This is a genomic window from Conyzicola lurida (assembly GCF_014204935.1).
Taxonomy (GTDB): Bacteria; Actinomycetota; Actinomycetes; order Actinomycetales; family Microbacteriaceae; genus Conyzicola; species Conyzicola lurida.
The window spans coordinates 2,013,184-2,026,713 of sequence record NZ_JACHMJ010000001.1 but is presented as its reverse complement, the minus strand read 5'-3'; the positions used below and the strand labels follow the sequence as shown (position 1 = coordinate 2,026,713).

Here is a 13,530-nt window from a genome sequence, read left to right as displayed (position 1 = left end):
TTCATGAGTTATGAAACGTGGTTACGAGATTCAGGATGCGCGGGGGAGGTGAACGCGCGGTAGCCGGGAGGGAACGGGGCGCGCAACGGACCCCGAACCCGCGCCTACTCGTCGCTGACGAGGGCCTCCGCGACGACCTCGCGCATGTGGGCGACGTCGGGATGGGCGGTGCGGGCGGAGAGCGCGGAGTGCAGCGTGTGCAGCACGAGCAGGTGGCTGAGCCGGCTGAGGAACGGGTCGATGTCGTGGGCCCGGGTGAGCGGGCCGGTGACGAGGGAGATGTCGGCGAGCTGGGTGAGCGGCGAGCGCGCGAAGCTCGTGACGGCGATGACCGTGGCTCCGCCCTCCTTGGCGGCACGGCAGGCACGGAGCGTGTGGGTGTTCGCGCCCGAGTAGCTCACGGTGAGGCAGACGTCGCCGGCGGTGAGCGAGTGGGCGGCGAACTGCTGGCCGAGCACGTCGCTGGGCGCCTCCACCGGCCGGCCGATCGTGGCGAAGCGCATGGCGGCGTCCTGCAGCGGCGGAGCGGAGAACCCGGTACCGACGAGGACGAGGCGACGGGCACCGGCGAGGGCGTCGACCGCGGCATCGATGCTCGCGATGTCGACGCTGTCACGGCCGATGACGATGGCGTCGGCGGCATCCGAGAAAATTCTCGTCAGCGGATGCGCCGTGGGCGTCGCCTCGCGCTCGACCGGCGCGGCCCGGGCGATCTCGAGCCGCAGGTGCTGGAATCCGCGGAAGCCCAGGGTCTGGCACGCGCGCACCACCGTCGCGGGCGAGGTCTCGGCGGCGAGCCCCAGCTCGGCGGTCGACCACTCCGTGACCGCGCCCGGCCGCGCGAGGATCACCTGGGCGACCCGTCGTTCGCTCGGCCCGAGCGACGGTAACGCGGCTCGCAGCCGCGCCATGACGGTGCTGTCGGGGGTGCGGTCGTCGGTGGCCTGCATGGTGCGCTCCAGTGGTCGTGAGGGAGGCAGCCTACCCAATGCAGGAAACGCGCCGGTTACCTCAGTACATCGGGAGCTGGTCGAGCACGCTCGAGGTGGCGATCACGGCCGCCACGATGCCGATCACGAAGTTTGCCACGAGCAGCACGAGGTTGACGATCATCGGGGCGAGTCCGGAGCCGGTGCGGCGGCGGGCGACGATGCTGCGGCCGATGATGTAGACCGGCGCGCTGATGAACGCGAAGAACGACCACGCCCAGTGGAACGGGCGCGGCACGCCGCGGGCGGCGAGGGCGCGCGTGTCGACCACGGCGAGCAGCACGGTCGCCGCGGTGATCAGGAACGAGACGCCGTAGTTGAGCAGGTCGGTCGGCGTGAACAGCGCGGCGTCGGGGTCGAGGGCGGCTGACAGCATCTCGTCGAGGGTCGCGAGCTGGGCGAGCGACAGCGCGAGGGAGATCACCGGCAGCAGGGCGATGATCCAGATGAACGGGGTCGAGGGCGACGTGCCCTCGGGTGCCTTGAGCGGTTCGGCGGGCGCGTAGGCCTGCATGTTCGGGTACGGCGACGGGGTGGCGGTGCCCGGGGTCGACCACGGGGTCGGGGCCGCGGCGGGCGTGGTGCCGCCCGCGTAGTTCTCGGTCCACCGGGTGCCGTCCCACCAACGGGTGCGGTCGGTGCCGGCCGGGTCGGGATACCAGCCGGCGACGGGGGTGGCGGAATTCTGGTCGGTCATGAGGCTCCCTCGGGTCGCCTACGAGTCTAGGAGAGTTGTCAGCCGCGGGCGACGGCCCGGCCCGCCTCGCGGCCGGTGAAGATGCAGCCGCCGAGGAACGTGCCCTCGAGCGAGCGATACCCGTGGATGCCGCCTCCGCCGAATCCGCTCGCCTCTCCGGCCGCGTACAGGCCGGGTACCGGCGACCCGTCGGATCCCAACGCCCGACCCTTGAGGTCGGTCTGGATGCCGCCGAGGCTCTTGCGGGTGAGCACGTGCAGCTTCACGGCGATGAGCGGCCCGGCCTTCGGGTCGAGCAGCTTGTGCGGCGACGCCACACGGATGAGCTTGTCGCCCCGGTAGTGGCGCGCCTGCCGGATCGCGGTGATCTGCGCGTCCTTGCCGAAGTCGTTGTCGATACCGCGGTCGCGTCCCTCGACCTCGTGCCGCACCCGGGCGGCGTCGAGCTCGACCTCGGGGCTGAGCACGCGCATGCCCGCGATCAGCTCATCGAGGGTGTCGGCCACGACGAAGTCGGCGCCCTTCTCCTTGAACGCCTCGACCGGTCCCGGTGCGCCGGGCAGCACCCGACGCGCGAGCAGCTTGACGTCTTTGCCGGTGAGATCGGGGTTCTGCTCGCTGCCCGAGAGCGCGAACTCCTTCTCGATGATCTTCTGGGTGAGCACGAACCAGGAGTGCCCGTACCCCGTGGTCTGCAGGTACTCGAGGGTGCCGAGGGTGTCGAAGCCCGGAAAGAGCGGCACGGGCAGGCGCTTGCCGGTCGCGTCCAGCCACAGGCTTGACGGACCCGGCAGGATGCGGATGCCGTGGTCGGCCCAGACTGGGTCGTAGTTGGTGATGCCCTCGACGTAGTGCCACATGCGGTCGCCGTTGACCAGTCGCGCGCCCGCCCGCTCGGCGATGTCGAGCATGCGGCCGTCGACGTGCGCGGGCACTCCGCTCAGCATCGCGGCGGGCGGGGTGCCGAGCCGGGCGGGCCACTGCCTGCGTACCTGCTCGTGGTTGCCGCCGATGCCTCCGCTCGTCACGATCGTCGCGCCGGCCCGCACCTCGAAGTCGCTCATCACGGTGCGGTTCGTCGCCGAGCCGCGCGGGGCGGGGTCGGCGGCGAGCACCGCGCCACGGGCCCCCACGACGGCGCCGTTTTCGACGACGAGCCCGTCGACGCGGTGGCGGAACCGCAGGGTCACCAGACCGCGCTCCACTCCCTCACGCACGGCGCGCGCGAACGGCGCGACGACACCCGGCCCCGTGCCCCAGGTGATGTGGAACCGCGGCACGGAGTTGCCGTGCCCGTGGGCGCCGTACCCGCCGCGTTCCGCCCAGCCGACGACCGGGAAGAAACCGACCCCGCGTTCGCGCAACCAGTCGCGCTTCTCGCCGGCCGCGAACTGGAGGTATGCCTCGGCCCACTGGCGACCCCACGCGTCGTCGGGCCGGTCGAAGCCGGCGGCGCCGAGCCAGTCCTGCCGGGCGAGGTCGACCGAGTCCTTGATGCCCATGCGACGCTGCTCGGGGCTGTCGATGAGGAACAGCCCGCCGAACGACCACCAGGCCTGGCCCCCGAAATTGGCCTCGGACTCCTGCTCGAGCACGATCACGCGTTTGCCGGCGGCAACCAGTTCGGCGGTGGCGACGAGTCCGGCGAGGCCGGCTCCGATCACGACGGCGTCGGCTTCGGTGGGCGCACTGGTGGTGGGCAATGCAGACTCCTTCGTCCTCATGCTGGGTGATGCTCAGATAGTAGCGCCTGACATCGGTGCCTGTCGTCAGTAGGTGTCGAAGATGCGCTGGATCTCGTCGTGGTCGCGCGTCACGGTGAGGGCGAGGCAGGCGAGGATCCGGGCGCGCTGCGGGTTCTGGTCGTCGACCGACACCCAGCCGTTGACGACGTCGCCGCTCGCGCCCGCCGCGGTCACGTGTCCGCTGCCCGTGCGGGTGGCGCGCACGACGAGGGCGCCGCCGCGTCGTGCGTCGTCGAGGGGGCGGATGACGCGTGCCGAGACGGTCCCGTTGCCGAAACCGGCGTGCACGATCACGTCGTACGCGGCGGGACGCTGCGTCTCAGCGTCGAGCCCGGAGTGCGCGTACAGGATGGCGGAGGTCGGCAGCGTGTCGATCGCGCCGAGGTGGAACTCGGTCGCGACGGTGTGCGGCCGGCTGACCGCGCGGTAGTAGAGCACCCGGCCGCCGACGACCGCACCGAGCGGACCGTACGGCGACTCGAACGCGCCGACGCGCATACTGGCGGTCTTCGTGACGTCGCGCGCGCTGTGGATCTCGTCGTTCAGCACCACGAGCACGCCCTGTCCGACGCTCGACGGGGAGGCGGCGACGGCGACGGCCCCGAAGAAGTTCATCGGGCCGTCGGCGCTCAGGGCCGTCGCGGGACGCATCGCCCCGGTGAGCACGACCGGCTTCGTCGAACCGAGCACGAGGTGGAGGAAGTACGCCGACTCTTCGAGGGTGTCGGTGCCGTGGGTGATGACGACGGCCGCGACATCCGGGCTCTGCAGAATGGCGTCGACCCGTCTCGCCACCGCGACCAGGATCTCGTCGGTGAGGTCGGAGGAGTCCATGCTGGCGAACTGCTCGCCGGTCAGGCGCGCCAGCCCCGCGGTCTGCGGAACGGCGGCCAACAGGTCGTCGACCGTCGCGGTGCCCGCGGTGTAGCCGGTCGCGTCGGTGGCGGAGCCGGCCGATCCCGCGATGGTGCCGCCCATCGCGAGCACGACGACGTGGGGGAGGGGCGCGGCGGTCATGCCCCTATTCTGCCGTCACGATGGCGCCGGCGTTGTCGGCGATCCAGTCCATGAGCGGCACCATACGGTCGGCGAGTTCGCGGCCCAGCGGGGTGAGGCTGTAGTCGACGCGGGGCGGGATGGTGGCCTGCGCTTCGCGCAGCACGAGGCCGTCGCCTTCGAGCGTTCGAAGGGTCGAGGCGAGCATCTTCTCGCTGATGCCCTCGATCGTGCGCCGCAGTTCGCCCCAGCGCAGTCCCTGCCGGGAGAGCGCGATGATGACGAGCACGCCCCACTTGCTGGTGACGTGGTCGAGTACCGTGCGGGTGGGGCAGTTGGCGGGCAGGATGCCGTCGGTGAAACCGGAACCGGTGAAGCCGGCGACGGTGAGTGCGGGCCTCGTGCTTACGTCCATGTGGGTAGCTTACCTAAAAGTGGGTACCTGCGTGCGGGAAGTACCGTGAGGTCACTCGGGTTCTACCCGGTACCAACCCCGAAAGGACACCATGTCTCTCGTCATCACCGGTGCAACCGGCCAGCTCGGACGCCTCGTCGTCGACTCCCTCCTCGCCCGCGGCACCGCCGCCTCCGACATCGTCGTGACCGGCCGCAGCACCGAGAAGCTCGCCGACCTGGCCGCGAAGGGCGTCACCGTCGCCGCGCTCGACTACTCGAAGCCCGAGGATGTCGCGGCCGTCGTGACGGCCGGCGACACCCTCCTCCTCGTCTCCGGCAGCGAACCCGGCGGACGTGCCGCCCTGCACGGCACCGTCATCGCCGCCGCGAAGGATGCCGGCGTCGCCCGCATCGTCTACACCAGCGCCCCGAAGGCCACGACCTCGGCCCTCGTGCTCGCCCCCGACCACAAGGAGACCGAGGAGATCCTCGTCGCCTCCGGCGTCCCGTTCACGATCCTGCGCAACGGCTGGTACACCGAGAACTACGCGGGCGAGATCGAGAAGGGCCGCGAGAACGGCGCGATCGTCGGCAGCGCCGGCGAGGGCCGCGTCTCCAGTGCGAGCCGCAAGGACTACGCGGATGCCGCGGCCGTCGTCCTGGTCGAGGACAGCCACGCGGGCGCCGTCTACGAGCTCTCGGGCGACGTCGCCTGGACCTTCGACGAACTCGCCGCCACGATCGGCGGAATCGTCGGCCGCGAGGTCGTCTACACCAACCTGACCCCGGAGGAGCACACCGCGCTGCTGCTCTCGTTCGGTCTCGACGATGGAACCGCGGGCTTCGTCGTCGCGCTCGACGGCAACATCCGCGACGGCCTGCTCGGGGAGACCTCGGGCGACCTCGCGCGCCTCATCGGCCGCCCGACCACGCCGCTGGCCGAGGGGCTCGCCGCGTAGTACAGCGGTCGCTGAGCTTGTCGAAGCGCCCCTTCGACAAGCTCAGGGACCGGGGTCTACTCCTCGAACGTGTTCACCATCGCGTGCGCCGCGCGCTCGAGGTAGGCCCACAGGGTGGCGTCGTGCAGCGGCGACAGCTCGAGCGAGTCGACCGCCGCGCGCATGTGCAGCAGCCAGCGGTCGCGGGCGTCGGGATTGACCTTGAACGGCATGTGCCGCTGGCGCAGCCGCGGGTGCCCGCGTTCCTCGGAGTACGTGCCCGGCCCGCCCCAGTACTGTTCGAGGAACCCGGTGAGGCGCTGGATGGCGCCCTCGAGGTCGGCCTCGGGGTACATCGGCAGCAGAACCGGGTCGCTCTCGATGCCCGCATAGAAGCGGCGCACGAGCTTCTCGAAGGTCGGGCGTCCGCCCACCTGCTCCCAGAAGTTGCCCTGCACGGATTCGCCGTTCTGGCTCATCCGCAGTGTCACGGGGTTCGGCTCGCTCATGCTGTCGGCTTTCTCGGCTTGGTCGGCTTGGTGCCCGGCGTGAACCCGCGCGGGTCGTCCTGCGGCGTGGTGCGCGCAGGCGTGGTCTTCTCGGCCGCCTGCACCTCGATCGGCTTCGTGCGCGGCGGGCGGGCGCCCTTGACGCTCGTCGCCCCCTCGAACCCGCTCAGGGTGATCGAGTTGAGGGCCGGCATCTTCACGTCCATCTCATCGAGCGCGCGCTTCAGGCGGCTGCGCAGCTCGCGCGCCACGTCGTCCTTCGCGGCCGACCGGGTCTTCACGACGATCCGCACCACGATGGCCTCGCCCGAGATCGACTCGATGCCCCAGATCTCGGGCTTCTCGAGCACGCGCGAGCGCCACTTGGGCTCGGTCGCGAGCGCCGTGCCGGTCTCGAGCATCTTGGCCTGCACCGCTTCGACGTCGGCGTCGTAGGGCACGGCGAGGTCGATGATGACCCGCGACCAGCCCTGCGACATGTTGCCGACGCGCAGGATCTCGCCGTTGCGCACGAACCAGAGCGTTCCATTGACGTCGCGCACCTTCGTGATGCGGATACCCACGTCTTCGACGACGCCGGTCGCGGGCCCGAGGTCGACGACGTCGCCCACACCCACCTGGTCTTCGGCGACCATGAACAGGCCGCTCAGTACGTCTTTGACGATGTTCTGGGCACCGAAACCGAGGCCGGCGCCGAGGGCCGCGGTGATGAGCGAGAACGCGCCGGTCACTCCGGGGAAGAGGGCGTTGATGCTCGCCAGTACCGCGACGCTGACGACCACCGCGGTCACCACGTTGTTGAGCACGCTGCCGAGGGTGCGGGTGCGCTGGACGACGCGCACGGCGGCGAGCGGCGAGGCGAAGAGCGCCTGGGTGTCGTCGACGTTCTGCTTCTTCTTCACGCCGAGCACGATCCGGTCGACGACGCGGTTGATCACCAACTGCAGCGCGAGCCTCAGCAGGATCGCGAAGACGATGATGACCACGACCTGCAGGGGCGGGGTCGCATTGTAGAAGTCGGCGAGCATGGTCCAGAACGCGGACCAGTCGAACGAGGGGGTTTCGGGGTCAACTACGGCAGCCATATGGCCCCATTCTATTCGAGCGCCCCTGACAGCGGCCGGAGCGGGTCAGCCCGCGAGACCGTGTTCGTAGACGAAGATGACGGCCTGCACGCGGTCGCGCAGCCCCAGTTTCTGCAGCACCCGGCCCACATGCGTCTTCACCGTGGACTCGGCGAGCACGAAGCGCCGGGCGATCTCGCCGTTGGTGAGGCCCTCGCCGATCGCCGTCAGGATCTCCCGCTCGCGGGGAGTGAGTTCGGCCAGCGAGTCCCGCGCCGGGGCTTCCACTGCCGGCAGCCGGTCGCCGAAGAGCTCGAGCATGCGCCGGGTGACGCGCGCGGAGATCGCGGCGTCGCCACTCGCCACCGCGCGCACGGCGGCGAGCAGTTCGTCGGGGCGGGTGTCCTTCACGAGGAACCCGCTGGCCCCGGCACGGAGCCCGCCGAACGCGTACTCGTCGAGGTCGAACGTGGTCAGGATGATGACCCGCGATTCCGGCGAGAGCTCGAGCAGCGCCCGGGTGGTGGCGATGCCGTCCCGTCCCGGCATCCGCACGTCCATCAGCACCACGTCGGGCCGCGTCTCGGCGCCGAGACGCAGGGCTTCGTCGCCGGATGCCGCTTCGCCGACGACCCGCATTCCGGGCGCCGCGTCCAGGATCATGCGGAACCCCATACGCACGAGTGCCTGGTCGTCGACGATGAGCAGGCGGATGTCGGTGCCGGGCGTATCGGTGGTGTCGGTCATCGTGCCGTCTCGCTCTCGTCGGGGGTGGTGGACGCGGCGGCGGCGGGGGCCGGTTCGTGCGCGAGCGTCGCCCGCACCGCCCACCCGCCGCCGGGCCGCGGCCCGGATTCGACGGTGCCGCCGTACAGGGCCACGCGCTCCCGCATGCCCACGGTGCCCCGGCCTCTGCCGGGCAGGGGCGGGGCGACCACGGGGCCGTCGTTCGTGACGCCGATCACGACCCCGGCCGTCCCGTACCGAACGTCGACGGTCACGTTGGCGCCGGACGCCGCGTGCCGCAGCACGTTGGTGAGCGACTCCTGCACGATGCGGTACACGGTGAGCTGCTCGGCCGGGTCGGCGGGCGGGATGCCCTCCGCGCTGACCGTGACCCGCAGGCCGGCGCCGCGGAACCGCTCGACGAGCGCCGCCAGATCCTCGAGCCCCGGTTGCGGGCCGAGTTCGCCGGGCAGCCCGTCGTCGAGCAGCCCGAGCATGCGCCGCATGTCGGTGAGGGCCCGGCGTCCCGTCTCGGCGACCTGGCGCATCGCGACGACGGCGCGCTCGGGGTCGGTGGTCGTGGTCGCGGCCGACCCCTCGGCGAGCGTCACCATCACGGTGAGCCCGTGCGAGACGATGTCGTGCATCTCCCGGGCGATGCGCGCGCGTTCGTCGGCGGCGGCGAGCCGCGCCGTCTGGTCGCGCTCGCGGGCGAGCTGCGCCGCCCGGTCGAGCAGCGCGACGACGTAGCGCCGCCGGTTGGCGATGTTGATGCCGACCAGCACCACGATGAGCAGGGCGCCGATCTGGCTGAAGTTCGCGGCGGTCACCGGCACGTTGCTCTCGATGGCGATCGCGGCGACGACCCCGCTGCCGGCCGCCGTGACGAGGGCGGAGACGGCCAGCCCTATCCACGCCGCCCGGACCGAGCCGTAGACGGCGAGCGCGTAGAGCGCGAACGCCATCAGCGTCACGTCGACCGAGTCCCAGACAGGCACGCCGACCAGCGAGATCACCCACGCGACGACGAGTACCGCCCACGGGTGGCGGCGGCGCCAGAGCAGGGTGGCGCCGCCCACGACGTAGACGACCGCACCGAGCGGCGCGAGGTCGGGGTTCCGCACCGAATCGGGCACCCAGGCGACCAGCAGGCTCGCGCCGACGGCGGGAACGGTGAACGCGGCCGCGACGAGGACGTCGGTGAGGCGCGGATGCCGGGACCAGAACCGTCGGATCACTCCGGGCGGCTTCGGCAGCGACAGGTCGCCCTCGACCGGCACCGCGTGCCGGTCGAGGGGAGTCTGTCCAGCCGTCATCCGGACTACGCGTCTCGACGCTTGATCAGTACCGCGCCAGCGACCAGGCTGACCGCGGTCCAGACGACCACGACGAGGGTGTTCTGCCACTGCTCGAACCCGCTGCCGTCGAAGCTCTCCATGAACATGCCGGTTCCGGCGTTCGAGAACAGGTACGGCATCAGGTCGACCGCCCACTGCGCCTGCGTGAAACTGGCGATGAGCTGCAGGATCGTCGGCAACAGCAGGATGGTGCCGAGTGCGGCGGCGATCCCGCCCGCGCTGCTGCGCAGCACCGTGCCGAGACCGAGCGAGAACACGGCGGTCAGCGCGAGGTAGAGCGACGCGAGCACGAGGTCGGCGTAGAGCTTGCCGTCGGAGAGGTCCGCTTCGATCCCGGAGTTCGCGAGAATCGGCGATGCGACGAGGAACGCGCCGAAGGTGCTCACCAGGCCGACCACGAACGTGGCGACGAACAGCACGAGCGCCTTGGCAGCCAGGGCGGGGATGCGCTTCGGCACCGCGGTGAGCGTCGAGCGGATCATGCCGGTCGAGTACTCGCCGCTGATGACGAGGACGCCGAGCACACCGACGATGAGCTGGCCGAAGTAGACGCCGAAGGTCGCGGCCTGCAGCACGATGCCGGTCTGCAGCTCGGGCAGCTGTTCGCCGCTCCCGCCGATCGTGCTGGACATCAGCACGGCCATGCCGATCGAGACGACCACGATGATCGCGTACGACCAGACGGTCGAGCGCACGGTGCGCAGCTTGATCCACTCCGAGCGGATGATGCCGACGGTGGAGAGGCGCGAGGCGGGCAGGGGAGCGAGGGTGGTGGCGGTCATCGGGCTGCCTCTTCCGTGATCGGAGCGGTGGTCGACGCGTGGTACTCGACGTCGTCCTGGGTGAGTTCCATGTAGGCCTCTTCGAGCGAGGCGCCCACGGGGGTGAGTTCGTGCAGCGGGATGCCGGCGCGGGCGGCCGCGTCGCCGATGACCGGCGCGGTGAGTCCGGTGATCAGCAGGGCGTCGGCCTCGGTCGTGGTGACGTCGCTGCCGCGCAGCAGAGCGGCGAGCTGCTCGGCACGGGGACTGCGCAGCTTGACGGCGGTGCGGGTGGACGTGGCGAGGATCTCGGCGACGGGAGCGTCGGCGATGATTCTGCCCCGGCCCAGCACGATGAGGTGATCGGCGGTGAGCGCCATCTCGCTCATCAGGTGGCTGGACAGGAAGATCGTGCGGCCCTCGGAGGCGAGGTGGCGGGCGAGTTGCCGCACCCACATCACTCCCTCGGGATCGAGACCGTTGACCGGTTCGTCGAGGATGAGCGTCGCCGGGTCGCCGAGCAGTGCCGCGGCGATGCCGAGGCGCTGCCCCATGCCGAGCGAGAACCCGCCGACGCGCTTGCCGGCGACCGACTCGAGACCGGTGAGGCCGATGACCTCGTTGACGCGCGCCTTGCCGATGCCATGGGTCGCGCCCATGGCGAGCAGGTGGTTGTAGGCGCTGCGCCCGGTGTGGATCGCCTTGGCGTCGAGCAGTGCGCCGACCTCGCGGAGCGGTGCAGCGTGGTCGGCGTAGTGCTTGTTGTTGACTGTCACGGATCCGGCGCTGGGCCGGTCGAGGCCGACGATCATGCGCATCGTGGTGGATTTTCCCGCACCGTTCGGGCCGAGGAACCCGGTGACGATACCCGGGTTGACGGTGAAGCTGATGTCGTTCACGGCGGTCTTGGCACCGTAACGCTTGCTGAGTCCTTCTGCCTTGATCATGCGTCGAGCCTAGTAACCGGTGTTTTCGTCAGCATCCGGCGCGAGACGGATATTGCGCGGAGGGCATGGTGCCCCGGTACTACGCGGTGAGGCCGAACTCCACGTCGAGAGCGGCGAGCTCTGCGGTGAAGGATGCCGCGAGCGACGCCTTCTCGGCGGCGGGCAGCCACGACGCCGCGACGCCGGCCAGCGCCATCCCGCGTACCTGCTCTGCCGTCGCGCCGATCTGCTCGGAGACGATGCGGTACTCCTGGCCGAGCGTCGTCGGGAACATGCCGGGGTCGTCCGAGCAGGGGATGACGTTGAGGCCGGCCTCGAGCATCGCGGCGATGGACGCGCGACGCCACGGGCGCCAGGAGCGGCGCGAGGTCGTCGAGGCGACGGTGAACGCGACCTGCTCGTCGCGCATGCGGGCGACGACCGCGTCGTCTTCGAGCACGTAGTAGCCGTGGTCGATGCGGTCGCAGCCGAGGAGGTCGAGGCAGGTGATGGTGTTGACGGCGGTGGGGGAGTGCTCGGAAGAGTGTGCGGTACGCCCAAGTCCCGCCTCGCCGGCGAGGGCGTAGGCGGCGGCGAAACGCTCGGGCGGGCCGGCGGTCTCGAGGTTGTCGAGGCCGATGCCGGCGACGTACTCGTGCGGGTTGTCGACGACCTGGCGCACGACCTCGAGGGCGTGCTCGGCGCTCTTGCTGCGGTCGATGCCCTGGATCATGCGGCCGGTCATGCCGAAGTCGCGCTCCGCCATGCGGATCCCCTCGGCGTAGGCCTCGACGGAACCGCGGTAGCCGAGACCGGCGAGGTGCGGGGGCACCTCGTCGAAGAACAGCTCGAGGTGTCGCGTGGAACTGCTCGCCGCGGCATCCTCGAATGCCTCGTAGACGATACGCGTGAGGTCGTCGGCGTCGCGCAGCACCTCGGTGACCCACCGCGAGGCCTGGAAGAGCGAGTAGGAGACATCGGGCTCGCCGGCGCTGCGGCCCTGCGGCACGGGGATGCGGGTGTTCTTGTACAGCTCGGGGTCCGGCGGCAGCGAGTTGATGTCGGCGAAGATGCGCTCGGGGTCGGCGGGCAGGGCGAGGTTCTCGCGCCGCGCGAGCTCGGCGAAGGTCGACGCCCGCACCGCGCCGATGAGGTGGCAGTGCAGGTCGGTCTTGGGCATCCGGTCGAGGTATCCGGCGGGCAGCTGAGCGGTGGGGGTCATTGTGGATCTGTTCCGTCTGGTGGTGCTATGTGTCGAGAAGGTGAAAGCGCCCGTTCCCCGCCCGAACGGGGAACGGGCGCCGGCCGGATTAGTTGGAGGTGACCTCGCGGGCGAAACGGTCGACCCAGTCGTTGCGGGTCGAGACGAGCTCGGTCGGGTCGAGGGTCGAGTAGCCGGCCGCGATCGGGTCCGTGGCGATGTCGCCGACGACGTCGACGATGCTCTCGGGCACGGTCGCCTCGAGGTTGACGGGCAGGTCCCCGACGAGCTCGGCCGACGCGGTCTGCGCCTCGACGGAGAGCAGGTACTCGATGAACTCGTAGGCGCCGTCGACGTTCTCGGCTCCGGTCGGGATCATCGCGCGGTTGGTGGCCATGTAGCGGCCCTCGGTGGGAGCGGTCCAGGCGACGGGTTCGCCGGAGGCGACGAGAGTGGTGGCGAATCCGCTGAGCGAGTCGGCGGCGACGATCTCGCCCTGGGTCAGCAGGTTCGTGACCTCGGTGGAGGAGCTGTAGAACTGGAGGATTCCGGGAGCCCAGTCGGCCATCGTCGAGAGCGCGGTGTCGATGTCGTAGGGGCCGTCGCCATAGGCCTCGCCGACGCCGGAGAGCGCGAGCTGGCCGGCGGTCACCGCGATGTCGGGCAGTGCGAGGCGGCCGGCGTAGTCGGGGTTGGCGTAGAGGTCCCAGTCGGCGGCTTCCTCGGCGGTGACCTCGTCGGTGTTGTAGATCGTGCCGTTGAGCTGGTAGCTGTAGGCCGGTCCGAAGTAGGCGTCCTCGACAGCGAAGTCGGCGATGTTCTCGAGGTTGGGGACGTCGGTGGCGTCGAACTCCTGGAAGAGGTCGTCCTCCTGGCCGAGGGCGGCGTAGTAGTCGGAGATCAGCATGACGTCGATGCCGGGGTCGCCGTCGGCGAGCTGCAGCTTGGAGAGGCGGTCGGCGTTGGAGCCGGTCTCGACGACGACCTCGATGCCGGTGGCCTCGGTGAAGGGATCGAAGATCGCCTCCTGGAACTCCTCGACGCCGAAGGGGAAGGTGCTGACGACGATGCTCGTGGCGTCGGAGTCGGAGCCCGCGGTGTTCTCGTCGGTGCTGGAGCAGCCGGCGAGCACGAGGGCGGTCGCGGCGAAGGACGCCGCGAGGGCGATGGAACGCTTGCGTGCAGTGCTGTGCATGGGACGGTTTCCTTTTTTACTGGGGGCCT

General features: G+C 70.5%; 14 protein-coding genes. 1 reads left to right on the top strand and 13 read right to left on the bottom strand.

Translation table 11 applies throughout. The features are described from left to right. Positions 1 to 104: 104 nt before the first annotated feature. From HD599_RS09760 to HD599_RS09740, 5 genes are all read right to left on the bottom strand, one after another. Positions 105 to 950, bottom strand: a complete 846-nt coding sequence (locus tag HD599_RS09760; RefSeq protein WP_184236657.1) for a MurR/RpiR family transcriptional regulator — start codon at positions 948 to 950, stop codon at positions 105 to 107. 61 nt (positions 951 to 1,011) lie between these two features. Further along, on the bottom strand, positions 1,012 to 1,686 hold the full coding sequence (locus tag HD599_RS09755) for a DUF2510 domain-containing protein (RefSeq protein ID WP_184236654.1): 675 nt from the start codon (positions 1,684 to 1,686) through the stop codon (positions 1,012 to 1,014). Positions 1,687 to 1,724: 38 nt separating this feature from the next. Further along, entirely contained in the window at positions 1,725 to 3,389 is a 1,665-nt protein-coding gene (locus HD599_RS09750) for an FAD-binding dehydrogenase (protein WP_246376157.1), read from the bottom strand. Between the two features lie 66 nt (positions 3,390 to 3,455). Beyond that, a complete protein-coding gene (locus tag HD599_RS09745; RefSeq protein WP_184236628.1) occupies positions 3,456 to 4,448 on the bottom strand; it encodes an asparaginase in 993 nt (330 codons plus the stop codon). 4 nt (positions 4,449 to 4,452) lie between these two features. Further along, positions 4,453 to 4,842, bottom strand: a complete 390-nt coding sequence (locus tag HD599_RS09740; RefSeq protein ID WP_184236625.1) for a winged helix-turn-helix transcriptional regulator — start codon at positions 4,840 to 4,842, stop codon at positions 4,453 to 4,455. A gap of 91 nt (positions 4,843 to 4,933) precedes the next feature. Between HD599_RS09740 and HD599_RS09735 the strand changes: the two genes are divergently transcribed. Further along, entirely contained in the window at positions 4,934 to 5,782 is an 849-nt protein-coding gene (locus tag HD599_RS09735; protein WP_184236622.1) for an SDR family oxidoreductase, read from the top strand. A gap of 56 nt (positions 5,783 to 5,838) precedes the next feature. On the opposite strand, the gene HD599_RS09730 is transcribed toward HD599_RS09735, so the two are convergent. The 8 genes from HD599_RS09730 to HD599_RS09695 form a co-directional block, all read right to left on the bottom strand. Then, entirely contained in the window at positions 5,839 to 6,240 is a 402-nt protein-coding gene (locus tag HD599_RS09730; protein ID WP_221420782.1) for a globin, read from the bottom strand. Between the two features lie 26 nt (positions 6,241 to 6,266). After that, entirely contained in the window at positions 6,267 to 7,355 is a 1,089-nt protein-coding gene (locus HD599_RS09725) for a mechanosensitive ion channel family protein (protein WP_425489157.1), read from the bottom strand. Between the two features lie 45 nt (positions 7,356 to 7,400). Then, positions 7,401 to 8,081: a response regulator gene (locus tag HD599_RS09720; RefSeq protein WP_184236619.1), complete on the bottom strand. Its 681-nt coding sequence runs from the start codon at positions 8,079 to 8,081 to the stop codon at positions 7,401 to 7,403. Beyond that, complete coding sequence (locus HD599_RS09715) at positions 8,078 to 9,376, bottom strand: sensor histidine kinase (RefSeq protein ID WP_184236616.1); 1,299 nt, start codon at positions 9,374 to 9,376, stop codon at positions 8,078 to 8,080. The genes HD599_RS09720 and HD599_RS09715 overlap by 4 nt, the downstream gene beginning before the upstream one ends. Positions 9,377 to 9,381: 5 nt before the next feature. After that, positions 9,382 to 10,200, bottom strand: a complete 819-nt coding sequence (locus HD599_RS09710; RefSeq protein ID WP_184236613.1) for an ABC transporter permease subunit — start codon at positions 10,198 to 10,200, stop codon at positions 9,382 to 9,384. Then, positions 10,197 to 11,126, bottom strand: a complete 930-nt coding sequence (locus HD599_RS09705; protein WP_184236610.1) for an ABC transporter ATP-binding protein — start codon at positions 11,124 to 11,126, stop codon at positions 10,197 to 10,199. Before HD599_RS09705 ends, HD599_RS09710 begins: the two co-directional genes overlap by 4 nt. A gap of 79 nt (positions 11,127 to 11,205) precedes the next feature. Further along, a complete protein-coding gene (locus HD599_RS09700; protein WP_246376147.1) occupies positions 11,206 to 12,327 on the bottom strand; it encodes an adenosine deaminase family protein in 1,122 nt (373 codons plus the stop codon). A gap of 88 nt (positions 12,328 to 12,415) precedes the next feature. After that, positions 12,416 to 13,501, bottom strand: a complete 1,086-nt coding sequence (locus tag HD599_RS09695; RefSeq protein ID WP_184236607.1) for an extracellular solute-binding protein — start codon at positions 13,499 to 13,501, stop codon at positions 12,416 to 12,418. Positions 13,502 to 13,530: the final 29 nt, after the last annotated feature.